This is a genomic window from Alterirhizorhabdus solaris (assembly GCF_007785815.1).
GTDB lineage: Bacteria > Pseudomonadota > Alphaproteobacteria > Sphingomonadales > Sphingomonadaceae > Alterirhizorhabdus > Alterirhizorhabdus solaris.
Map to the genome: position 1 here is coordinate 89,129 of NZ_VNIM01000003.1, position 23,561 is coordinate 112,689.

Here is a 23,561-nt window from a genome sequence, read left to right on the forward strand (position 1 = left end):
CGTCATCCGCCGATCGTTCGGTCCGATGGCCAGTAGGGGCGGCGCAGATCGCGCTTGTTGATCTTGCCCATCACGTTCCGGCCGATATCGTCGACGATGTCGTAGGAGCGCGGGCACTTGAACCCGGCGAGATGCTCGCGACAGAAACGGCGCAGATCGTCGGCCGTCGGCGGCGCGACCGGGTCGGCGGGGATGACGAGCGCCTTAGCGGCCTCGCCCATCTCGGCGTCCGGCACGCCGATCACCGCCACGTCGGCCACTTGCGGATGGCGCAGCAGCACCTGCTCCGCCTCGGCGGGGTAGATGTTGACGCCGCCCGAGACGATCATGTCCGAAACGCGGTCGGTGATGAAGACGTAGCCCTCGTCGTCGACATAGCCCATCTCGCCGAGCGTGAAGACGCCGGGGGCGATATGCGCGGCCGCCGTTTTCTCGGGATCGCCGTGATAGACGATGCCGCGCCCGCTCGGATCGCGCACGTAGAGCTGGCCGATCTCGCCCGGGCCGAGCGGCGCGCCGTCCTCGCCGATCACGACCGTTTCCAGCGGCGCCACCGCGCGACCGACCGATCCGGGCTTGCGCAGCCATTCCTCGGACCCGATCGCGTGGGTCGTCCCCGCCTCGGTGCCGCCATAGGCCTCCGCCAGCACCGGGCCGAACCAATCGATCATCGCCCGCTTCACCTCACGCGGGCAGGCGGCGCCGGTGTGGGCGAGCCGCTTCATGCTCGATACGTCGTAGCGCGCGCGCACCTCCGCCGGCAGCGCCAGCAGGCGCTGGAAGTGGGTTGGCACCATCACCGATCCGGCGATCCGCTCCCGCTCGATCAGCGCCAGCGCGTGTTCGGGGTCGAAATGCTCCATCACCACCAGCGCGCTGCCGCCGGCCAGGCTGCGCACCATCGTCAGCGGCCCGGTGTGATAGAGCGGGCCGACCACCAGCCCCGGCGACGGCGTGGCGCGCGTGCGCAGGATCGCGACGAACGACGCCATGTCCGGCGCGGGCGGGAAATAGCCCGGCGGCGTCTCGGTCGCCTTCGGACGGCCGGTGGTGCCCGAGGTGAAATGCAGGTGCGGGCGGGGGGGCTGGTCGACCGGCGGCGCGGCCTCGGAGGCGGCGGCGAGCCAGCCCTCCCACGCGGTCAGCCCGTCCTGCGGCGGGCAGCGCCAGCCGATCACCGTATCGATGCCCGTCCGCCTGGCCGCCGCCAGCCCGGCCGCCGCCGTCTCCGGCCCGACGAACAGCGCCGCCGCGCCCAATACGCCGAGGATGTAGGCAAGCTCTTCCTCGTTGAGGTGATAGCTCGCCGGCGCACTCGACACGCCGGCCTCCAGCGCGGCGACGTAGGCGATCACCGTCTCGGCGGCGTTGGGGGCGAACACCGCCACCCGCCGCTCGCCCGGATAGTCGAGCGCCCGCATCGCGTTGATCGCCCGGTTCAGCACCGGATCCAGGGTATTCCAGCTATGGCGCACCCGCCCGTCCGCCAGCGCGAGCGCGTCACGCTCGTCCGGCGCGATCCCTGCAACGGTCAGCGACATCTTCCGGGCTTCCTTTCAGGCGATACGGTTGCGCGCCACGGCCGGCGCGAGATAGCGCAGCGACAGCCGCAGCGAGACGAAGGCGATCGTCGCCCCGGCGATAACCACCACCGCGAGCGACTGGCCGATCTTGGCCTCGTCGCGGAACACATGGTCGGTCAGCACCGCCACGATCGCCGGGCCGGCGCCGAGGCCGAGGATGGTGAACACGAACAGGAACATCGCCAGCATCTGCGCGCGCAGCGCATTGGGTGCGAGCAGCGCCATCACCGACGAGACATAGACCATGAACGGCACGGTGATGAACTGCACCACGCCGTAGCAGGCGAGGAACAGCCACACGTTGGGCGCGAAGAAGGTGAACAGGATCACCGGCGACAGGCCGAGGATCAGCCAGCTGTAGAACCGCAGGTGGGCGTCATCCATGCCGCGCCGGTAGAGCCGGTCGACGATCCCGCCGCTCACCACCAGCGAACCGGCCGCGATCAGGTTCATCGCGGACAGCCACCAGCCATATTGCACCGGCTCCAGCCCGTAGCGCCGCTCGATGAACGCCGGGACCCAGTTCGTCATCGAATAACCGCAGATCGACAGGCAGGAGGTGCCGAGCAGCATCAGCCCGATCAGCCGAGCGTTCTGGCGGAGGAACGCGCGCATCGCGCCCTTGCCCGCCTTCGCCCGCACGCCGCCGGCCGACGTGCCGCGCCGCGCCGGCTCGGGAAAGGTGAACACCAGCAGCGCCAGCACGAAGCCGGGGGCGCCGGCCATCATCAGCACCATCTGCCAGGGTTGCGCCGGGCCGTGGAACGGCAGGTCGATCCCTGCGCGCGCGGTGGCAAAGGCGATGGCCATGCCGCCGAGGCCGAAGGCGGCGGCCGAACCGATCTTGCCCGCCATCTGGAACACCGAGGTCGCCAGCGTCAGCCGGTCGCGCGCGAATGCATCCGAGATCAGCGAGTAGGCCGCCGGCAGCAGCGCCGCCTCCCCCGCGCCCACCATCACGCGGCCGACCAGCAGCGCCTCGTAGGATCGGGCGAAACCGCACGCGACCGTCGCCGAGGCCCACACCAATACGCCGCCGAAGATGATCCAGCGCCGGCTGAAGCGATCCGCCGCCCAGCCCAGCGGCAGGCCGAACAGCGCGTAGAAGATGGCGAACGAGGTGGAGGTGATCATGCTGACCTGCACGTCGGTGAGCAGCAGGTCGACCTTGATCGGCGTCACCAGCATCGACAGGATCAGCCGGTCCAGCCACGAAAAGGCGTACATCAGGAACAGCGCGGCGACCATCCACCACGCCTGTGCGCCGCCGGCAGGTTCGTCGCTGGAAGAGGATGTCATATCACCCGCCTCTCCCCGAGCGAAGTCGAGGGGCGCGCCACAAACGCGGTGCCTCGTGTCTCGACTTCGCTCGACACATGGAGCCTGAAACGGGAGGTCGGCGTCACCTCATCCGGCCTAGCGTTGCGGCAACGCGGCGAGTTCGGCGATCTTGAGCTTGCCGAGCTGGGCCATGTGCACCTCGTCCGGCCCGTCGGCCAGCCGCAGGTAGCGGCTGGTGGCGAAGATGCCGGCGATCGGCGTGTCGTCGCTCACCCCCTGCCCGCCGAACGCCTGCATCGCGCGGTCGGCCACCGTCTGCCCCATCAGCGGCGCGACGATCTTGATCGCGGCGATCAGATCCTTGGCCACCTTGTTGCCGTGGCGGTCCATCGCGTCGGCCGCCTTCAGCGTCAGCAGCCGCGCCATCTCGATCTCGCAGAACGATTTCGCCACGTCCTGCCGGATGCTGCCCTGATCGGCGAGCCGCTTGCCGAACGCGACGCGCCCGTCCACGCGACGCGCCATATATTCCAGCGCGCGCTGCGCCTGCCCGATCACCCGCATGCAGTGATGGATGCGCCCCGGCCCCAGCCGCCCCTGCGCGATCTCGAAACCGCGCCCCTCGCCCAGCACCACGTTCTCGACCGGCACCCGCACGTTGTCGAAGCGCATCTCCACATGGCCGCCGGGGGAATGATAGGCGCCCAGCACGCTCAGCGGGCGGACCACCTCGATGCCCGGCGTATCGCGCGGCACGAGGATCTGGGTGTGCTGCTGGTGGCGCGGCCGATCCGCGTTCGCCGTCTTGCCGAGCACGATCAGCACCGCGAGGCGCGGGTCCATCATGCCCGATATCCACCATTTGCGGCCGTTGATGACATACTCGTCGCCGTCGCGCTCGATGGTGGTCGCCACGTTGGTCGCGTCGGACGAGGCGACGTCGGGTTCGGTCATCGCATAGGCCGAGCGGATCTCGCCCGCGAGCAGCGGTTTGAGCCAGCGTTCCTGCTGGGCGGGCGAGCCGAAGCGCGCCAGCACCTCCATGTTGCCGGTATCGGGCGCCGAGCAGTTGAAGATCTCCGACGCGCCGAACACGCGCCCCATCAGCTCGGCCAGCGGGGCATATTCGAGGTTCGTCAGCCCCGGCGACCATTCGCCATATTCGTGCGGCAGGAACAGGTTCCACAGGCCCGCCTCGCGCGCCTTGGCCTTCAGCCCGGCCAGCCCCGGCCACACCGTCCACTGGTGCGCCGGGTCATGATCCCAGTGATATTTCTCGCGCTCGATCGGATAGACGTTCTCGTCCATGAACGCTTCCAGCGTCGCGCGCAGCGCCTGCACCTTGTCGGAATATGCGAAGTCCATCGTGACGTGTTCCGCTGCTAGAGGGTCAGGCCGCCATCGACGATGATCGTCTGGCCGCAGATATAGCCGGCGAGCGGCGAGGCGAGGAACAGGGCCACGCCCGCCATCTCGTTCACCGTGCCGAAGCGACCGAGCGGGATCTTGGCGATGGCCTTCTCGCGCCGCTCGGGATGCTCGGTGGTGATGCGTGTCATCTTCGTCTCGACGAGGCTGGGGGCGAAGCCGTTGACGCGAATGCCGTCCGGCGCCCACGCCTGCCCCAGCGTCCGCACCAGCGCCACCGCCGCCGCCTTGGAGGCGGCATAGGCCGGGTTACCCATCGTCGCGCGGATCGAGGCGACCGAGCTGACCACGATCACCGATCCACCCGCCGCCTTCAGCGCGCCGTGAAACCGCTGCGAGATGTGCATCACGCTGTCGAGATTGATCGCCATCACCCGGTCCCAGCCCTCGGGCGCGAACTCCTGCCGCTTGTACAGCACCGCGCCCTGCGACAGCACCAGCACGTCCAGCGTGTCGAACGGCGCGGGGGCGGCGAACAGCGCCCCGGTCGAGGCGACATCCACCTGCGTGTAGCCGAGGCCGCTCAGGTCCGACCCCGCTTCGTCCGCATAGTCGGTGGCGGACGCGCGCGTCCCCCACACGTGCACCTCGGCCCCGGCGGCGCGGAATTCCTGCGCGATGCCGTTGCCGATCCCGCTCGACCCGCCGACGACCAGCACGTTGCGGCCGGTGAAATCGAGTGCGTTCATGCCATCCACCCCCGTGCCCGGCCGAACAGCGCCACCGCCCGGCCATGCAGCCGGTCGCCCATCTCGCGCGGCGCCTTGCCGGCGCAGGCGCGCGCATGGGTGCCCTCCAGCAGGATCGCCAGCTTGTACGCCGCCAGCACGCGATACCAGCCGATCGCCGACAGGTCGCGCGTGCTGCGCGCGGCATAATGCGCGACCAGTTCGTCGGCGGTGGGGAAGCCCTCCCACGGCATGATCCTCATCGTGCCGCCGCTGCCGTCCGGCTCGGGCCATGTCGCCAGCAGCCAGCCCAGATCGATCAGCGGATCGCCGATCGTCGCCAGTTCCCAGTCCACGATCGCCGCCAGTTCCGGCCCGTCGTTGCGCACCATCACGTTGGCGAGGTGATAGTCGCCGTGGATGATGCCCGGCGTGAAGCCTTCCGGCATGTTCGCATCGAGCCACGCGGCCACGCCGTCCACGTCGCCCAGCGCCGCGCGCCCGTCCCATTCCGGGGTCGCCGCATAGCCGTCCAGCTGTCGCCGCCACCGCGCCACCTGGCGCGCCAGATACCCCTCGGCCTTGCCGAAATCGGCCAGCCCCAGCGCCACATGATCGAGCGCCCCCAGCGCCGCGATTCCCTCGACCAGTGCCAGCCCCATCCGGTGGCGGATATCCGGCGATCCGGCATGCAGCGGCGGCAGGCCGGAGGCCGGGTTATACCCCTCGACGGGCGCCATCAGGTAGAAGGCCGTGCCCATCACCGCCTCGTCGCCGCACGCCGCGATCAGCGCCGGGTGCGGTACGGCCGTCCCCTCCAGCGCCCCCAGGATACGTGCCTCGCGTCGCATCGTCTCGCTCGATTCGGGGCGGGGATGCGCCGGGGGTCGGCGAAACACGTAGCTGTCGGCGCCGCGCGCGAAGCGGAGCAGGATGTTCTGCGTACCGCCGGCGAGCGGCACCACGTCGCGGATCGGTCCGCTGCCGACACCCTGCGCGTCCATCCATGTCTCGAGCGCCGCGGTGTCGATCATCGCCGACCTGTCCTCCCCTTGCTTACCCTCCCGTTCATGCCCGCCACTGGGGGTTAGCGCAACATAATTCTGACCCATAACGCAGAATTGATCCCCGCCCATCCAGGTGATATGGCACGGCCAACTTTATACGATAGTGCAGGATTGGGAGAGGCACATGGCAGATGCATATATCGCCGCGATCGCGCGCAGCGCCGGTGGCCGCCGGGGCGGGCGGATGGCCGGATGGCACCCGACCGACCTCGCCGGCGCTATCCTGCGCGCCGTCGTCGATCGCGCCGGTGCCGATCCCGCGCTCGTCGAGGATGTCATCATGGGCTGCGCGTGCCCAGGTGGCGAGCAGGGCGCGAATATCGGCCGCTACGCCGCGCTCGCCGCAGGCTTCCCCGATACCGTGCCCGGCACCACCGTCGATCGCCAGTGCGGCTCCTCGCAGCAGGCGCTCCACTTCGCCGCCGCCACGGTGATGGCCGGGTTACAGGATGTGGTGATCGCGGCCGGCGTCGAGTCGATGACGCGCGTGCCGATGGGCCTGCCGTGGACGCTCGCCGCCAAGCACGGCTTCGGCACCTATCGCAGCCCCGGCCTCGACACGCGCTTCGGCCCGGAGCCGTTCAGTCAGTTCTCCGGCGCGGAGATGCTGGCCGGGAAGTACGGCATGGACCGCGAGACGCTCGACCGCTTCGCGCTGGAAAGCCACGACAAGGCAGCCGCCGCCGCCGATGCCGGCCGCTTCGCCGACGAGATCGTGCCGCTGGCGATCACGCTGGAGGACGGCACCACCGCGATGCACGATCGCGACGAGGGCATCCGCCCCGGCTCCACGCTGGAAAAGATCGGCAGCGTGAAGACGTTGCAGGAGGGCGGCCGCATCACCGCCGCCAACGCCAGCCAGATCTGCGACGGCGCCGCCGCCCTGCTCGTATGCAGCGAGGCCGGGTTGAAGGCGACCGGCGCCACCCCGCTCGCCCGAATCCACCACATGAGCGTGCTCGGCGGCGACGCCCGCATCATGCTCGACACCCCGATCGCCGCCACCGCCCGCGCACTGGCGAAGGCCGGCATGACGATCGACGACATCGACCTGTACGAGGTGAACGAGGCCTTCGCCCCCGTGCCGCTGGCATGGCTGCAAGAAACCGGCGCCGACCCGGCGAAACTCAACATCAACGGCGGCGCGATCGCGCTGGGCCACCCGCTCGGCGCGAGCGGCGCGAAGCTGATGGCGACGCTGATCTCCGCCTTGCACCAGACCGGCGGTCGCTACGGCTTGCAAACGATGTGCGAAGCTGGCGGCATGGCCAACGTGACGATCGTGGAGCGGCCGTAACGGGCGTCGGGGGGGGGGGCGGCACTCAGCCGCCCGCCCCCACGACGTCATCCTGAACCCAATTCAGTATCCATGCGCTCCTCGAACACACGCAGACGTTAGAGACGGACACGGCGTACTGCATGGTCCTGAATCGAGTTCAAGATGACGAATTACCTACTTGTGTAATCCGATCAGCAACGGCCGCTGTCGCCCAGTTGCCGCCATTCAGACTTCATGCAAGTTGGGCTGCATGATACCTCCCCATTCGCGGTTAGCCGTAACACTGCTCGCCTCGCTGTGCATCTTGGCGACCACCAGTTGCGCTGAAGGATGGAAGGCCAGCGACACTGAGGCACGCGATTGGCTACCCGGTGCAATTCCGCGCCTCCACAAGGTGATCGTGCTCCTGCGGACGTGTCAGCCGCGCCGTTCCGGTGATTATAACACCATCTGGGCGGATGGAAGCGACGGTGGCGCAGAGCCCGCGCACTGCTCTTTCGGTGGAGAGGAAGGGCTTAAAGAAATACAAGCCCAGCTACGGCAGGTGGGGCTCTTAGGCGTGTCATACTTCCCAAGCGGGAGCCCGAACAGGGCCGTAAGTTGGGCTGCGTTCATACTCTTCCGGGAGGGCATGGTCACCTCGGGATCGATGACCTCCGTGATCTACAAGGCTCGGCCTGAGCCGTGCAAGGTTACGAGCGAGGGTGATGAGGCCTTTCGGGTCGTTCGCCGTCCGATCGGAACAGCACCATGCCGATGGTTTTGGGAGCGCTCCGAAGGCTGAGCGGGAACGGCAGCTAACCACCACTTTCCGCCATTCGAGCAGGACGAAGTGGAAGCCCGAAGCGGCCGGGCAGAACCATTTAGCAGCCGTTGGCGTCCACCCCAAATACGACTGGCTTCCCGCGAGAGACGGGCTCCCAACCGGCCGCCAAGGCAGCGCGCACTCCGTTTTCGATAATACGCTGGTTCACCTGCGGACGGCGTAGTTGCGGTTGCAGTTTCGACCGACGCGCAGATGGCATCGGGAACTCCAAAATCGCTTCGCGTTGGGCATCATGTAAGCGGAGAGCTATGGTCATGCCTTTCCAGCCGTCAACCGTGCACCACTGCGGCTCGCGCTGAACGGCCCACTCATATCGTAGGCCATCAACCTCGATGGTGCCAGCAAGATCGCGGGTGTGAAGCATGTCGTAGGACTAGCACAGCAATGGCCGCCTACCACCAATCCCGGTCACACAGCCCTCAATTAACCCCACCGTCCAGCAGCCGCCGCGCAATGACCTGCGCCTGAATCTCCCCGGCGCCCTCGAAGATGTTCAGAATCCGCGCGTCCGCCAGCAGCCGGCTCACCGGATATTCCATCGCGAAGCCGTTGCCGCCGTGGATCTGCAGCGCATTGTCCGCCGCCGCCCATGCCACGCGCGCGGCGATCAGTTTGGCCATGCCCGCCTCCAGATCGCAACGCCTGCCCTCGTCCTTCTGCCGCGCGGCATGGTACGTCAGCTGGCGCACGCCCATCAGCTCCGCCGCCATCATCGCCAGCTTGTTGGCGATGCGCGGAAAGGCGATGATCGCGCGGCCGAACTGCTTGCGGTCCACCGCATAGGCCAGCCCCACATCGAGCGCCGCCTGCCCCACGCCGATCGCCCGCGCCGCCGTCTGGATGCGCGCGCTCTCGAAGGTGGACATCAACTGGCGGAAGCCCTGCCCCGTCTCGCCGCCGAGCAGGTTGTCGCCGGGCACCGCGAAGCCGTCGAAACCCAGCTCATATTCGCGCATCCCGCGATAGCCGATCACGCCGATCTCGCCGCCGCTCATCCCTTCGGCGGGGAAGTCCGCGCCATCGGTGCCGCGCGGCTTGGGTGCGATGAACATCGAGAGGCCGCGGTGGTCCTTCGTCGCCGGGTCGGTGCGCGCCAGCAGCATCATCACGTCGGCCCGCGCCGCATGGGTGATCCACGTCTTGCTGCCGGTGATCGACCAATCCGCGCCGTCCCGCACGGCCCTCGTCCCGAGCGCGCCGAGGTCCGATCCGGTGTTCGGCTCGGTGAACACGGCGGTCGGCAGGATCGCGGCCGAGGCGATGCCCGGCAGCCATGCCCGCTTCTGCGCCTCGGTGCCGCCGCCCAGGATCAGCTCGCCCGCGATCTCGGACCGGGTGGCGAGCGAGCCAACGCCGATCCACCCGCGCGACAGTTCCTCGGAGACGACGCACATCGCCGTCTTGCCCATGCCCAGCCCGCCATATTGCTCGGGCAGGGTCATGCCGAACACGCCCATCTCGCCGAGTTCGCGGACGAGGTCGAGCGGGATCAGCTCGTCCTTCAGGTGCCATTCGTGCGCGAACGGCGTTACCTTTTCGGCGGCATAGGCGTGGAACTGGTCGCGGATCATCACGCTGGTCTCGTCCAGCCCGGCATCCTCCAGCACCGCCTGCCCGCGCGCCACGACGAGCAGTTCGGCGATCCGGGTCTTGGCAGTTTGCGTGCCGCCGTCGCGGATCACCCGCAACAGGGCCGGCGCATCGAGCAGGGCGATCGTGGCGGGATCGTCGGTCAGGTCGGCGGGGCGGATCACCTCGCCCTGGTTCATCGGCAGCCCACCGCGCAACTGCGCGCCATATTCGGCGAACAGCAGGCCCGCCAGCAGCCGCTCGACTTCGCCGAACCGATCGTCGGCCGCCAGCCGTTCGGCCCAGTCGACCACCTCGGCCATCAGTTCGGCATAGGAGGCGTACCAGCCGAAGCCATGCACGCGGTGCTGCTCCAGATCGGCGGCCTTGCGATCGATCCGCCCGTCCGCGCCCGCGATATGCGCGCGCACCCCGGGCTTCACCGCCTCGACGAAGGCGCGCGCCGCCCTTGCTACGTCCCCCAGCAGGCCGATCAGGTCGTCCGGCTTCGTTTCGATCACCGCGCTCGCCATCATTCGGATCCTGCCCTGTTCGCTGCCGCCATCTCCTTCAGGCTCACCCCGCCGACGAGGCTGCCGCTCGTCAACTGGTTCTGCGCATGGGCGAAATGGTGCATGTGGAATACGCCGTCCATCGCGGTGCGCTTGCCGCGCAGATCCTCGACGAAGCTCACCGCCTGCTTGGTCAGCGCCAACCCCAGCCGGGGCTTTTTCGCGATCTCGGCGGCGATCGTCGCCCCCTCCGCCGCCAGATCGGCACGCGGCACCACGCGGTTGACCATGCCGTACTGATAGGCCCGCGCCGCCGGCATCCGCTGGCCGAGATACAGGAACTCGCGCGCGATCCTGGGTGGCAGCTCGAAGGCGTGGGCGAAATATTCCACGCCCGGCTGCGCCATCATCACCACCGGATCCTGGAAGAAGGCGTCGTCGGCGGCGACGATCATGTCGCACACCCACGCCAGCATCAGCCCGCCGGCGATGCACGCGCCCTGCACCATCGCGATCGCCGGCTTCGGCATCGCCGCCCAGCGCCGGCACAGGCCGAGGTACACGTCCTGCTCCAGCACATATTGCCGCTCGGCCCCGTCCTTGTCGGTGTGATCCCACCACAGGTCGACCCGCTCGCGCCGAAGGTGCGTGTCCTTGTCCGGCGTGCCGAGATCGTGGCCGGCGGAGAAATGCTTCCCCTCGCCGCCCAATACGATCACCTTCACCGCATCGTCGTCGATCGCGCGGCGGAAACAGCCGTCCAGCTCGTCGAGCAGGCGGTAGTTCTGCGCGTTGCCATATTGCGGCCGATTCAGCATCACCCACGCCACGCCCTCGCGCACGTCGTAGGTGACGAACCGGGGGGCGGTCGCACCGGCCGGCGCCTCGTTCGGGATTTCCATCGGTCGATCCTTTCGCAGCGCCGGTGCGGCGTTCAGCGCGGGGCCATGCGGATGCCGCCGTCCAGCCGCACATCCTCGCCATTGAAATAGTCGTTCTCGATCATCGCCAGCGCCAGCCGGGCGAACTCCTCCGGCCGGCCGAACCGCTTGGGGAACGGCACGGTGGCGGCCAGAGAGTCCTTCACCTGCTGGCTTGCCCGGCCCATCAGCGGCGTATCGAAGATGCCGGGCAGGATCGTGTTGACGCGGATGCCGTCGTTCATCAGGTCTCGGGCGATCGGCAGCGTCATCGCCACCACGCCGCCCTTGGAGGCGGCATAGGCGGCCTGCCCGACCTGCCCGTCCTCCGCCGCCGAACTGGCGGTGTTGACGATCACGCCGCGCGCGCCTTCCTCGGTCGGGGTCAGGTCCAGCATGCCGCGCGCCGATTTCGCCGTGCAACGGAACGTGCCGATCAGGTTGATCTGCAACACGCGCTCGAAGGCATCCAGCGGATGATGCTTCGTCTCGCCGGTCGCCCGGTCGCGGCTCGCGGTCTTCACCGCGATGCCGGTGCCGGCGCAGTTGACCATGATCCGCTCCTGCCCGTGGGCCGCACGCGCCCTGGCGAAACCCTCGTCCGCCGAGGTTTCGTCCGTCACGTTCACCGCACAGAACAGGCCGCCGATCTCGCCGGCCAGCGCCTCGCCGCGTTCGGCGTCGAGATCGAACAGGGCCACCCTCACGCCCCACGCCGCCAGCGCCCGCGCTGTCGCCGCGCCAAGCCCGGAGGCACCGCCGGTCACCACCGCCGCCACCGATGAATCAAGCTTCATGCATCGTCTCCCTCACATCCGCGCGATCGGCGATGACGCCTGCCGCCGCGAGCGAGTCCAGCTCGCCATCCTTCAGGTCCAGCCACTCGTTCAGCACCGCCCGGCTGTGCTCGCCCAGCCGGGGCGGCATCCGGCGGAAGGCGGCGGGTGTCGCCGAGAGCTTTCCCGGAAACGCCACGCTCGGCACGCTGACGCCGTCGTCGCGGGTGAAGCGATGCACCGTGCCACGCGCCTCGACGAACGGATCGGTCAGGATCTCGCCCACGTCGTTCACCGGGCCGGCGGGCACGCCGCCCGCGATCAGCGCCTCGGTCAACGCCACCGAGGGCCATGTCGCGGTCAGCTCGCCGATGCGCGCCTCCAGCGCGTCGCGGTTGATGACGCGGCTACCGTTGCTGGCATAACGCGGGTCGCTCGCCAGGTCGGGCGCGCCCAGCACCGCCGCCAGCCCCCTGAACTGGCCGTTGTTGCCCACCGCGATCACGATCGCGCCGTCCGCCGTGTCGAACAGGCGGTACGGCACCACGGTGGGATGGGCATTGCCCAGCCGCCCCGGCGAGGTGCCGCCGACGAGATAGGTGAGCGCCTGATTGGCCAGCATGGAGATCTGCGTATCGAGCAGCGAGCAATCGACATGCTGCCCCTGCCCGGTCCGCTCGGCATGGCGCAGCGCCATCATCGTGCTGACGGTGGCGTACATGCCGGTGGAGAGATCGGCCATCGCCACGCCCACCTTCAGCGGTGCGCCTTCCTTCTCGCCGGTGATGCTCATCAGTCCGCCCATCGCCTGCGCGACGAAATCATAGCCGGGGCGGTTGGCATAGGGGCCGGTCTGGCCGAAGCCGGTGATCGAGGTATAGACGAGCCGCGGGTTGATCGCGGCGAGCGAGGCATAGTCGAGGCCGTAGCGCGCGAGGCCGCCGACCTTGAAGTTCTCCACCACGATATCGGCCTCGACCGCCAGCCGCCGGATCAGGTCTGCCCCGCGCGGATCGGCGAGGTTTACCGCGACCGAACGCTTGTTGCGGTTGCACGACAGGTAATAGGCGCTCTCGCCCTTCTCGTCTTCGGTATCGCCGGGGCCGGTGAGGTAGGGCGGGCCCCAGCTCCGCGTGTCGTCGCCGTGCCCCGGCGCCTCGATCTTGATGACGTCGGCGCCGAAATCGGCGAGGATCTGGGTGCACCACGGCCCGGCGAGCACCCGCGAAAGATCCAGTACCTTGATCCCGTCAAGCGCGCGCGCCCCGTCCATCCCCGTTCCTTAGTTCTTGAGAGTCGCCAGCCAGGCGATCAGGTTTTCGCGGTCGGCCGCCAGCGGCAGGCCCATGAAGATCATCTTCGTGCCCGGCACCGCCGTGCGCGGCGCGGCGAGATACCGGTCCATCGCCGCCGGCGTCCATGTGATCGCGCTCGCCTTCATCGCCGTCGAGTAGGTATAGCCGGGCACGGTGCCGGCCTTGCGGCCCATCACCCCGGCCAGCGTGGGGCCAAGCCCGTTGCGCCCGGCCACGGTGGCATGGCAGGCCATGCAGCGGGCGAACACCGCCTTGCCCTTCGCCGGATCGCCGGCGGCGTGAGCCATCTGCGGGAGCATCAGGGCGGCCGTCGCCGCCAGCAGGCCAAAGCGTTTCATGTCATTCCTCTCAGGGGGTCGTTGCGTCGCCGCTTGTGCCCGCCGGGGGCTGAACCGCCGCTGATCCCTCATGCCCGCTCGAACACGGCGGCCATGCCCTGCCCGCCGCCGATGCACATCGTCTCCAGCCCGTAGCGCACCTCGCGCCGCTGCATCTCGCGCAGCATCGTGGCGAGGATGCGCCCGCCGGTCGCGCCGATCGGGTGACCGAGCGAGATGCCCGAACCGTTGACGTTGAGCCGGGCGCGCTGCTCCTCGCTGTCGCCCCAGCCCCAGCCCTTCAGGCAGGCGAGCACCTGCGGCGCGAACGCCTCGTTGAGTTCGACCAGCCCGATATCGTCCCAGCCGAGCCCGGTGCGGCGGAACAGCCGCTCCACCGCCGGCACCGGGCCGATGCCCATGCGCGAAGGCTCGCACCCCGCCGCCGCCCAGCTGTGGAACCACGCCATCGGCTCCAGCCCCAGTTCGGCCAGCTTGTCCTCGGCCACGACGAGGCAGGCGGCACCGGCATCGTTCATCTGGCTGGCGTTGCCGGCCGTCACCACGCCGCCCTGCTCGATCGGTCGAAGCTGGCCGAGCGACTCCGTCGTCGCCTCGGCACGGATGCCCTCGTCGCGCGCGAACATCACCGGATCGCCGCGCTTCTGCGGCACCGGCACCGGCACCAGCTCGTCATCGAACCTGCCCTCGGCCCAGGCGGCGGCGGCGCGACGATGGCTTTCCGCCGCATAGGCATCGCACGCTTCGCGGCTGATGCCGTAATCGGCGGCGAGGTTGTTCGCCGTCTCGATCATGCCAGAGATGACACCGAACCGCTCGATCGGCTGCGACATCACCCGCCCGCGCGAGAGCCGATCGTGCATCACGGTGGAGCCGGAACGCGCGCCGTGGCGATGGTCGATCGAATAATATTCGACGTTGCTCATGCTCTCGACGCCACCGGCGACGACCACGTCGGCCGCCCCGGTCTGCACCATCATCGCGGCATCGACCACCGCCTGCAGGCCGGAGCCGCAGCGCCGGTCCAGCTGATAGCCGGGCACCTCGATCGGGAAGCCGGCCGCCAGCGCCGCCCAGCGCCCCACCGCCGGCGCCTCGCCGTTGCCATAGCCCTGCGCGAACACGACGTCGTCCACCCGCGCCGGATCGATCCCGGTGCGCGCCACCAGCGCCTTCAGCACGATCGCGCCAAGCTCGCCCGCCGGGATCGCGGCGAGGCTTCCGCCGAACTTGCCGACGGCGGTACGGATGGGGCAGACGATGGCGGCGCGGCGCACGGGCAGTCCTCCTTCAGGCGCTGGCGGCGGCGCGGAGCATCGCCTTGGCGATGATCGTCTGCTGGATCTGGCTGGTGCCCTCGTAGATCCGCAGCAACCGCACGTCGCGATAGAAGCGCTCGACCTTGTATTCGGCCATGTACCCCGCCCCGCCGTGGATCTGCACGGCGCGATCGGCGATCCGGCCCACGGCCTCGCTGGCGTAGTATTTGAGTGCGGAGCAATCGAGGCTCACCTTCTCGCCCGCGTCGAAGCGCGCGGCGGTGGCGTTCATCAGCGCCTCGGTGGTCAACTGGTCCACCTTGCAGTCGGCCAGCATCCCCTGCACCAGCTGGAAGTCGGCGATCGGCGAACCGAACTGCCGCCGCTCCATCGCGTAGCGCAGCGACATCTCGATCAGCCGGTCGCACATGCCCAGCGACACCGCCGCGATGTGAATGCGCCCGCGATCGAGCACCTTCATCGCCGTCTTGAAGCCGAGGCCGGGGGTGCCGCCGATGATATTCTCGGCCGGTATCATCACGTCGTCGAAGATCACGTCGCACGTCTTGGCGCCGCGCTGGCCCATCTTGCGGTCCGGCGCGCCCAGGCTGATGCCGGGTGTGTCGGCCGGTACGATGAAGGCGGAGATGCCGCCCGACCCCTTCACGCCCTGATCTGTGCGCGCCATCAGCGTGAACATCGTCGCGCGCGGGGCATTGGTGATATACCGCTTGGTGCCGTTGATCCGGTAGCGGTCGCCCTCCAGCACCGCCGTGGTACGCAGCGATCCGGCATCCGATCCGGCCTCCGGCTCGGTCAGCGCGAAACTGGCGATCACCTCGCCGGCGGCCAGCCGGGGCAGCCATTCGCGCTTCTGCGCCTCGGTGCCGTCGATCACGATGCCCTGGCTGCCGATGCCCACGGTGGTGCCGATCACCGACCGGAACGAGACGGAGGCGCGCGTGATCTCGCGGATGATGCCCGCCTCTTCCGCCATCGACAGGCCGAGGCCGCCATATTCCTCCGGCACGGAAAGGCCGAACAGACCCATCTCGCGCATTTCCGAGACGATCGCCTCGGGCACGGCGTCGTCCTGCTCCACCTGATCCTCGGCCGGGATCAACCGCTCCTCGACGAAGCGACGCACGGTGTTGCGCAGTAGATCGAACGTTTCGCTATCCATCGCTCGGCATCCTTCCCCGCCGGTCGTGCCGGCCTGTCGCGGTTATCCCGCCGGCCCGACCTAAAGTCAATCAATTCTGCACGGTGGGGTAGTTTTATGCGACCACCCCCCGGTCGTGCAGAGCGGCGATCGCGCCGTCGCCGAGGCCGAGCACGCTCGCCAGCACCTCGTCGCTGTGCGCCCCCAGCCGGGGCGCGGGGGCGACCGGGCCGCGCTCGGTGCCGGCGAAGTGGATCGCCGGGCCGGCGGCGGGATAGGTCAGCCCGCTCGGGTGCGCGATCGTCTCGAACGTCGGGTTGCCGTCGAACAGGCGCGGATCGGCGGCCGCCTCGGACAGGGTGCGATATTCGGACCACGTGACGCCCGCCCGGTCGAACGCGCTGCCAAGATCGCCCGCCGTCCGCGTCACCATCGCCGCCGCGAACAGCGGGAACAGGCGCGCGCGGTGGGTAAAGCGCGCGCCTTCGTCGCGTGCGAACCGCACGCCCACCTCCGCCTCGATCGAGTCCACCGCCGCCGCGATGCCCAGCACATCGATCAGCCCGGACCATTGCTTCGGCGTGATCGCCACCAGCATCAACCGCCGCCCGTCCGCCGTCGCGAAATCGCGGCCGAACGCGCCGTACAGGTCGTTGCCCATGCGCGGCCGGTCGCCGCCCATCAGCGTCTCCGCCAGTTGCCCGCTCTGCGACAGGCACGTCGCCGCGACATCGGACAGCGCGATCCGCACGTCCGCGCCCTTGCCGGTCCGCCGCCGTGCCGCCTCGGCCGCGACCATCGCGAACGCCGCCTGCGCGCCGGTGATGAAATCCCACGCGGGGAACACGTGATTGACCGGTTCGGCCGAGTCCTTCGGCCCGGTCATCAACGGCACGCCGACCGAGGCGTTGATCGTGTAATCGAGCGCCGGCGCGCCATCGGCCCACCCCATCACGCGCACGCACACGATGTCCGCGCGCCGCGCCGCCAGCGCTTCGTACGAAAGGAAGCCGCGCACCGGGAAGTTGGTGAGGAACAGGCCGCCATCCTCGCCCGGCGCCGTCGCCAGCGCCACCGCCAGCTCGCGCCCCTCGCCGGAGGACAGGTCGATCGCGATCGATTTCTTGCCCTTGTTCAGCCCCTCCCAATAGAGGCTCTCGCCATTGGGCGCGAGCGGCCAGCGGCGGAAATCCGGCCCGCCGCCGATGGCATCGATGCGGATCACCTCCGCCCCCATCTGCGCCAGTTGCATGCCCGCCGACGGCCCGGCGATGAACGCCGCCGCCTCCACCACGCGCAAGCCTGCGAGAAGATCGTAGGTCATGCCGCCGCGTCCCCGAGGCGGACGAGCATCTTGCCCAGCCCCTCGCCGTTGAACAGGCCATCGAAGGCATCCAGCGCGCGGTCGATACCGTCGTACACCGTCTCGGCCTGCACCATCTGCCCGGCGGCATGCCACGCCGTCACGTCGGCGAGGAACTGCGCCTCGTGGTGCAGGTGGCTCAGCGCGATGAACCCCTCCAGCCGCAATTCCTTGGTGACGGCCTGCGTCAGATTACGCGGCGCGGCGCTCGGCTCGGTAGCGTTGTACTGCGAGATCATGCCGCACAGAGCGAAGCGCGCGCGCGGATTGGCGATCGACAGCGCCGCTTGCAGATGATCGCCGCCGACATTGTCGAAATACACGTCGATGCCCTCCGGCGCGGCGCGGGCCAGCGCCTTGGTCAGGCTCGGTTCCGCCTTGTAGTCGATCGCCGCGTCCAGCTTGAGCACCTCGGTGAGGAACGCGGACTTGCGCGGCCCGCCGGCGGCGCCGATCACCCTGTGCCCCTTCAGCTTGGCGATCTGGCAGACGACCGAGCCGACCCCGCCCGATGCCGCCGACACGAACACCACGTCGCCCGGCTTCAGCGCCGCCACGTGCAGCAGGCCGACATAGGCGGTCAGCCCGGTCATCCCGGCAAACCCCAGATAGGCCTGCGGCGGCAGCGTGCGCGCGCGCTTCTGCACCCTATCGGCCGGCGCGGTGAACGCCTCGCGCCAGCCGAGCCGCGACCACACCAGATCGCCGGGCGCGAAGGCGGGATCGCCCGAGGCGACCACCTCGCCCACCGCCGGCCCCTCCATCGCGCGGCTAAGCTCCAACGGCGGCACATAGCTGCGCGCGTCGCTCATCCGCCCGCGCATCGCCGGGTCCATCGTCATCCACAGGTTGCGGACCTGCACCTCGCCGGCCGCGGGGGCCGGCACCGCCACCTGCGCGATCGAAAAGTCCTCGCGCACGGGCGCTCCCTGCGGCCGTCGCTCCAGCCGGACTTCGCGTGAGTTCATGCGCAATATCCTTCAGTAGCCGGCAAGGCGGCCGTATCGTTCGCGGTGGAAGGCGCTGCTGCCCCAGGTCGCGTCGGCCACCGCCGCGCGTTTCAGGTACAGGCCGGCGTCATGTTCCTCGGTCATGCCGATGCCGCCGTGCATCTGCACCATCTCTCGCGCGACGCGGTGCAGCGTCTCGCCCGCCAGCGCCTTGGCCAGCGACACCAGCATCGGCGCATCGGCGCTGTCGGCATCCAGCGCGGCGAGCGCCGCCTCGACGGCGGAGCGCGTGAGGACGAGTTCGGCGTACATGCCCACCGCGCGATGCTGGAGCGCCTGGAACGAGCCGATCAGCTGGCCGAACTGCGTGCGCGTGCCGAGATAGTCGATCGTCGTCTCGAACGCCTGCGTGGCGCTGCCGAGCATCTCGGCGGCAAGGCCCGCGCGGCCGCGATCGAGGATATGGTCGAGCAGCGCGCCGCCCGTCTCCGCGCCGCCCAGCATCGCGTCGTCACCCACCGTCACGCGATCGAGGCGCAGCCGCGCGGCACCGCGCCCGTCGATCCGGGCGAGCGGCTCGCGGGACAGGCCCGGCGCATCCGAGGGAATGAGGAACAGACCGATGCCGTCCCGCCCGTCACCCGCCACGCGCGCGGCGACCACAAAGGCATCGGCGGCCATGCCGTCCGGCACCGGCGCCTTCACCCCGACGAGCCGCCAGCCTTCGCCTTCGCGGGTTGCGGCCAGCGCGATGCGCGAGGGATCGTGGCGCCCTTCCTCCTCCAGCGCCAGCACCACCACCGCCTCGCCCGTGGCGATACGCGGCAGCCATGCCGCCTGCTGGACCGCGCCGGCACCGAGCGACAGCGCGCTCACCCCGACCAGTCCGCTCGACAGCAACGGCGATGCGACGAGCGTGCGGCCGAGCTGTTCCAGGATCAGCCCCACGCCGACGAAGCCGAAGTCCGATCCGCCATGTTCCTCCGGCACGAGGATGCCGGCCCAGCCCATCGCCGCCATGTCGGCGAACAGCGCCGGGTCATAGCCCGTGCCGGGCGCCTCGTGCAGCATCCGGCGCAGGGCCGTCACCGGCGCGCGATCGGCGACCCATTCGGCGGCCATGTCGCGCAGCAGCGCCTGCTCCTCGGTCAGCACGGCCATGCCGCTCCCTTCCGTCACTTGCGCACCGGCGCATCCGGCAGGCCCAGCGTCCGCTTCGCCGCGATATTGTTCTGGATCTCGTAGCTGCCGCCGTAGATCGAGAAGGCGCGGCTGTGCAGCCACTGGCGCGCCGCCTCGATCTCCGTCTCGCCATAGCCTTGCCCGGTCCAGCCCAGCCCCTGCTCGCCGAGCAGTTCGAGCATCAGGTCCGCGCGGTCCTGCGCCACGTCGGACCCGAGGTTCTTCAGCACCGGCACCATCGCGTCGCCCGGGATGCCGGCCTTGATCCCGGCGCCGATCCGCGCCCGCGTCAGATTGTAGGCCTGCACGCGCATCGCGTGGCGGATCAGGCGGGCGCGCACGTCCGGTTCGGCGATCCGGCCCTGCGCATCCACGCCGAGCCGTTCCCGCGCCAGCGGGAGCAGGCTCGCCCCCCCCCCGCGCCCTTCGGAAAGGCTGTCGCGCTCGAACTGCAACAGGCGCTTGGCGATGCCCCAGCCCTCGTTGATCCGGCCCACCAGATTGTCCTTGGGCACGCGCACCGCGTTCAGGAACATCTCGCAGAAATGGCTGGATCCGCTGATGAGCGTGATCGGTCGCGTCTCCACGCCGGGGGTGGTCATGTCGATCAGCAGGAAACTGATGCCGCGCTGCTTGGCCGACGTATCGGTACGGACGAGCGCGAAGCACCAGTCGGCGTGGTTCGCGCCGGAAGTCCACACCTTCTGGCCTTCCACCAGCCAGTGATCGCCCTCGTCGGTGCAACGGGTCTGGAGCGAGGCGAGATCCGATCCCGCGCCCGGCTCCGAAAAACCCTGGCACCAGCGCACCCGGCCGGCAGCGATCCCGGGCAGATGCGCCGCCTTCTGCGCGTCGGTGCCATATTCCAGCAGCGTCGGCCCGAGCATCGTGTAGCCCGTCATCTTCATCGGGTTGAACGCGCCGATCCGCGCCATTTCCTCGGCGAGGATCCGCACGTCGCCCGCATCGAGCCCGGCGCCGCCATAAACGACCGGCCAGCCGGGGGCGCCCCAGCGCTGCGCCGCCATGCGATCGCGCCACACTTGCCAGTCCGCATCCGCCTCCGCGAAGGCGGCGTCGTTCTGGTAGGGCACCGGATTGCGATAGGCGAGCGACGGCGGGAAGTTGGCCTCCAGCCACGCGCGCGCCTCGGCGCGAAATCCGGCGGGAGCGTCCGATCCTGTCATTCCTTGCCCCTCCCTGCCCGGCGATTCCGGTCGTCTTCATAAAACTGCATTATCGGATACAATTTGGATTGCCCCGACGCAATGTCATTCGCCCGGTGCGGCGGTGAATGGCGCGGTTTCCGCCGCCACCCGCGGCAGTCGCCGGATCATGCCGCGGTCGCGCCGTCATCGATCACCAGCGCGCGCTCCGGGCAGGATTTCGCCCCGCGCCACGCGGCCCGCTCCTGATCCTCGGGCACGGCGATATCGCCGGGCGTGATGTAACCCTCGTCGTCCAGCACGAACACGTCGGGCGCCTGCGCCCAGCAGCGCGCATGGCCCTGACACTTTTCCCGCAGCACCCGCACGATCATGCCGCCACCGCCTTCTCGCCCCAAGCGAGTTCGAGATCGTCGATGCCGAACACATGCCCGCCGTAGGTCAGCGGGGCGGTGCCTTCGGCGATGCGGAAGGACGGGATGCGCGCCAGCCATTCCTCCATCGCGATCACCAGCTCGCGCCGCGCCAGATGCGAGCCGAGGCAGCGGTGCGGCCCGTAGGCGAAGGCGACGTGGCGGTTGTTCTCGCGCGTCAGGTCGATGCGGTTCGGGCACTCGAACTCGGCCGGATCGCGGTTGGCCACCATCGACGGGCAGGAAACCCGGTCCCCCGCCTTGATGAAGATGCCGTCGAACTCGGTATCGTGCGAAGCGATCCGGGTCATCAGCACCGTGGGGAAAGCGCGCAGCAGCTCCTCCACGGCGAGCACGATGGCGGCGGGGTCGCCGCGTAGGCGTGCCTGCTCCTCCGGGGTCTCGGCGAGATAGCGGAAATTGAAGCCGATCGCGGCGGCGACGGTATCCAGCCCCGCGACGAACAGCAGCGCGCCCATCCCCACCGCCTCGCGGTCGCTCATCGGCTGCCCGTTCACCGTGGCCTGCACCACGAAGGTCATGAAGTCGTCGGCCGGCTCGCGGCGGCGCAACGCCACCAGCTCGCGCATGAAGCCCACCACCGTGCGGATCGCCTCGCCGCGCTCCTCCGGCGTGCCGTGGAACTGCTTGTCCGCCCAGCCGAGGAACTCGTCGCGGCGCGATTGCGGCAGGCCGAGGAATTCGAGGAATACGCCGACCGCGAACGGGAAGGCGAAGCCCTGCATCACCTCGCAACGACTACGATCCTTGAGGCCCTCGATCAGTTCCACGGCACGCGCGCGATTGGCGGTTTCCATCGCCATCACCCGCTTCGGGCTGAGCAGCGGGTTCAGCAGCGAGCGATAGGCGCCGTGCTCCGGCGGGTCGATCTCGAGCGGGATCGTCGGCAGGTCCTCGCCCAGCGCCTGCTCGAACAACCTACGGTGGCTGGAGAAGGTTTCGGCATCCTGCAGCACGCGGCGCTGGTCCTCGGCGCGGACGAAAACCCAAGTGCCGTGGCCGTCATAGGTGTTGTTCGGCGCGTAGAACACCGGTGGCCCGTCGTGCAGCCCTGCCAGCGCGCCCTGCGGATCACCCCCGCGCTCGGGGGCCATGCCGGGGGCCGTCCAGTAGCTGAAATCACGCACAAGTCCGGCGGGGACATGCTCGGGAACGGACATCGGCCTCTCCGTACAGATGATCTGTATTGACGACGAAAAGTAGCCAGTTGAGCAATATTGTCAACGGCTATCCGTCTCATCCGATGTGCGGGTGGGAAAACGACACGATCGCCACCGCCCGTACGCCATGCCGCCCGTGCGGTACGTCATACGCCGTCGAATTATGCCCGATGATGCAGTTTTGCTTGCACTTCCTCCCCAAGCGGGTGATGGAGGGCGGCGAAGGCGCGCTCGAAGGCGGCCACGCCATGATGCGTCGATCCGATGCGAGAGGATGAGAATGACCGGACCGCTGCAATCGCTGCGAATCATCGACGCCTCGCAGGTCATGCCAGGCGCCATCGCCAGCATGCTGCTCGCCGATCATCACGCCGACGTGGTCAAGGTGGAGCCGCACGGCGGCACGTTCTTCGCCCATGATCTCACCCGCAAGGCATGGGATCGCGGCAAGCGCAGCGTAGAGCTCGACATGGAAGACCCCGGCGAGCGTACCGAGCTGACCCGCCTGATCGCCGGCAGCGACATCTTCATCCACTCGCTGGAAAGCACCGACGCCGTCCGGCTCGGGCTCGACCATGCCACGCTGGCCCGGACCAAGCCCGGCCTGATCGTCTGCGCGTTGCAGGCCTATGGCGACGATACCCCGCTAGCCGGCCGGCCCTATGGCGAGTCGCTCGCGGCCGCGCGACTGGGCCTGATGATCGACAAGTCCAGCTCGTTCCGGCCGGGGCCGATGTATCCCGGCCACCCGGCGCTGCATTACGGGCAGGCGTTCCTCGCGGTGATCGGTATCCTCGCCGCCGTGCGCGCGCGCCACCGCACCGGCCTCGGCCAGCTCGTCGAGGCGTCTCTGATGGATGCGATGCTCGCGCAATCGCCGATGAACAACTGGTGGCAGGAAGCCGGCCTGTCCTACATCCGCACGGCCGATGCCGGGGCGACCGATCGCTTCGGCGATACCCGGCTGGTGACGGCGATGTTCGAATGCGCCGACGGCCTGTTCCTCCAGATCCATACCGGCGGCCCCGGCGGCTTCCGCGCGGCGATGGACGTGCTCGGCTTCGGCGATCGCATCCAGCAGGTGGAGGGGCCGGAGATGGCCACCCCGCTGAACGCCGAGGAATATCAGATCGCCCGTGTCGAGATCTTCGACCGGATGAAGACGCGCCGCCGCGACGAGTGGATCCCGCTGTTCCACGCCGCCGACGTCGCCGCGCTGCCCGTGCTGCAGCCGGCCGAGATCCTGCTGGACGAGCAGGTGGAGTTCGTCGGCCAGCGCATCGCCCTTGCCGATCCCGACTTCGGCACGATCCACCAGGCCG

The 23,561-nt window shown here is 69.2% G+C and carries 20 protein-coding genes; 2 read left to right on the plus strand and 18 right to left on the minus strand.

The window, feature by feature from the left end:
- Nucleotides 1-2 precede the first annotated feature (2 nt).
- From FOY91_RS01700 to FOY91_RS01720, 5 genes are all read right to left on the minus strand, one after another.
- On the minus strand, nucleotides 3-1,541 hold the full coding sequence (locus FOY91_RS01700; protein ID WP_145147471.1) for an AMP-binding protein: 1,539 nt from the start codon (nucleotides 1,539-1,541) through the stop codon (nucleotides 3-5).
- 15 nt (nucleotides 1,542-1,556) lie between these two features.
- Nucleotides 1,557-2,882, minus strand: coding sequence for an MFS transporter (locus FOY91_RS01705; protein WP_145147473.1), 1,326 nt, complete (start codon nucleotides 2,880-2,882; stop codon nucleotides 1,557-1,559).
- 117 nt (nucleotides 2,883-2,999) lie between these two features.
- Nucleotides 3,000-4,229, minus strand: a complete 1,230-nt coding sequence (locus FOY91_RS01710; protein ID WP_145147474.1) for an acyl-CoA dehydrogenase family protein — start codon at nucleotides 4,227-4,229, stop codon at nucleotides 3,000-3,002.
- Nucleotides 4,230-4,246: 17 nt separating this feature from the next.
- Nucleotides 4,247-4,981 (minus strand): SDR family NAD(P)-dependent oxidoreductase, encoded by a 735-nt coding sequence (locus FOY91_RS01715; RefSeq protein ID WP_145147476.1) that lies wholly within the window; start codon nucleotides 4,979-4,981, stop codon nucleotides 4,247-4,249.
- A complete protein-coding gene (locus tag FOY91_RS01720) occupies nucleotides 4,978-5,994 on the minus strand; it encodes a phosphotransferase family protein (RefSeq protein ID WP_238995173.1) in 1,017 nt (338 codons plus the stop codon). Before FOY91_RS01720 ends, FOY91_RS01715 begins: the two co-directional genes overlap by 4 nt.
- Before the next feature lie 157 nt (nucleotides 5,995-6,151).
- Between FOY91_RS01720 and FOY91_RS01725 the strand changes: the two genes are divergently transcribed.
- The gene (locus FOY91_RS01725) at nucleotides 6,152-7,324 is read left to right on the plus strand and encodes an acetyl-CoA C-acetyltransferase (protein WP_145147480.1); all 1,173 of its coding nucleotides are present in this window, start codon (nucleotides 6,152-6,154) and stop codon (nucleotides 7,322-7,324) included.
- Nucleotides 7,325-8,551: 1,227 nt separating this feature from the next.
- Here FOY91_RS01725 and FOY91_RS01735 read toward each other — a convergent pair.
- The 13 genes from FOY91_RS01735 to FOY91_RS01795 all read right to left on the minus strand — a co-directional run bounded on the left by FOY91_RS01735 (nucleotide 8,552) and on the right by FOY91_RS01795 (nucleotide 22,239).
- Nucleotides 8,552-10,237: an acyl-CoA dehydrogenase family protein gene (locus FOY91_RS01735; RefSeq protein ID WP_145147483.1), complete on the minus strand. Its 1,686-nt coding sequence runs from the start codon at nucleotides 10,235-10,237 to the stop codon at nucleotides 8,552-8,554.
- On the minus strand, nucleotides 10,234-11,115 hold the full coding sequence (locus FOY91_RS01740; RefSeq protein WP_145147485.1) for an enoyl-CoA hydratase: 882 nt from the start codon (nucleotides 11,113-11,115) through the stop codon (nucleotides 10,234-10,236). Before FOY91_RS01740 ends, FOY91_RS01735 begins: the two co-directional genes overlap by 4 nt.
- A gap of 32 nt (nucleotides 11,116-11,147) precedes the next feature.
- Entirely contained in the window at nucleotides 11,148-11,930 is a 783-nt protein-coding gene (locus tag FOY91_RS01745; protein ID WP_145147487.1) for an SDR family NAD(P)-dependent oxidoreductase, read from the minus strand.
- On the minus strand, nucleotides 11,920-13,182 hold the full coding sequence (locus tag FOY91_RS01750; RefSeq protein WP_145147489.1) for a CaiB/BaiF CoA transferase family protein: 1,263 nt from the start codon (nucleotides 13,180-13,182) through the stop codon (nucleotides 11,920-11,922). Before FOY91_RS01750 ends, FOY91_RS01745 begins: the two co-directional genes overlap by 11 nt.
- Before the next feature lie 9 nt (nucleotides 13,183-13,191).
- On the minus strand, nucleotides 13,192-13,563 hold the full coding sequence (locus FOY91_RS01755) for a c-type cytochrome (RefSeq protein ID WP_145147491.1): 372 nt from the start codon (nucleotides 13,561-13,563) through the stop codon (nucleotides 13,192-13,194).
- 68 nt (nucleotides 13,564-13,631) lie between these two features.
- On the minus strand, nucleotides 13,632-14,840 hold the full coding sequence (locus tag FOY91_RS01760; RefSeq protein ID WP_145147493.1) for an acetyl-CoA C-acetyltransferase: 1,209 nt from the start codon (nucleotides 14,838-14,840) through the stop codon (nucleotides 13,632-13,634).
- Between the two features lie 13 nt (nucleotides 14,841-14,853).
- Entirely contained in the window at nucleotides 14,854-16,005 is a 1,152-nt protein-coding gene (locus FOY91_RS01765) for an acyl-CoA dehydrogenase family protein (RefSeq protein WP_145147494.1), read from the minus strand.
- Between the two features lie 94 nt (nucleotides 16,006-16,099).
- Entirely contained in the window at nucleotides 16,100-17,308 is a 1,209-nt protein-coding gene (locus FOY91_RS01770) for a CoA transferase (protein ID WP_145147496.1), read from the minus strand.
- Nucleotides 17,305-18,315 carry an NADP-dependent oxidoreductase gene (locus tag FOY91_RS01775; RefSeq protein ID WP_145147498.1) on the minus strand — a complete coding sequence of 337 codons (1,011 nt, stop codon included), beginning with the start codon at nucleotides 18,313-18,315 and terminating at the stop codon, nucleotides 17,305-17,307. The genes FOY91_RS01770 and FOY91_RS01775 overlap by 4 nt, the downstream gene beginning before the upstream one ends.
- 12 nt (nucleotides 18,316-18,327) lie before the next feature.
- Nucleotides 18,328-19,458 (minus strand): acyl-CoA dehydrogenase family protein, encoded by a 1,131-nt coding sequence (locus FOY91_RS01780; protein WP_145147500.1) that lies wholly within the window; start codon nucleotides 19,456-19,458, stop codon nucleotides 18,328-18,330.
- A 14-nt stretch (nucleotides 19,459-19,472) separates the two neighbouring features.
- Nucleotides 19,473-20,666 carry an acyl-CoA dehydrogenase family protein gene (locus FOY91_RS01785; RefSeq protein ID WP_145147502.1) on the minus strand — a complete coding sequence of 398 codons (1,194 nt, stop codon included), beginning with the start codon at nucleotides 20,664-20,666 and terminating at the stop codon, nucleotides 19,473-19,475.
- Nucleotides 20,667-20,812: 146 nt separating this feature from the next.
- Nucleotides 20,813-21,019, minus strand: a complete 207-nt coding sequence (locus FOY91_RS01790) for a ferredoxin (protein ID WP_145147504.1) — start codon at nucleotides 21,017-21,019, stop codon at nucleotides 20,813-20,815.
- On the minus strand, nucleotides 21,016-22,239 hold the full coding sequence (locus tag FOY91_RS01795; RefSeq protein WP_145147506.1) for a cytochrome P450: 1,224 nt from the start codon (nucleotides 22,237-22,239) through the stop codon (nucleotides 21,016-21,018). The genes FOY91_RS01790 and FOY91_RS01795 overlap by 4 nt, the downstream gene beginning before the upstream one ends.
- A gap of 280 nt (nucleotides 22,240-22,519) precedes the next feature.
- On the opposite strand from FOY91_RS01795, the gene FOY91_RS01800 reads away from it, so the two are divergent.
- Nucleotides 22,520-23,561 (plus strand): CoA transferase (locus FOY91_RS01800; RefSeq protein WP_203234461.1); only part of this gene is annotated, 1,042 nt, incomplete at its 3' end.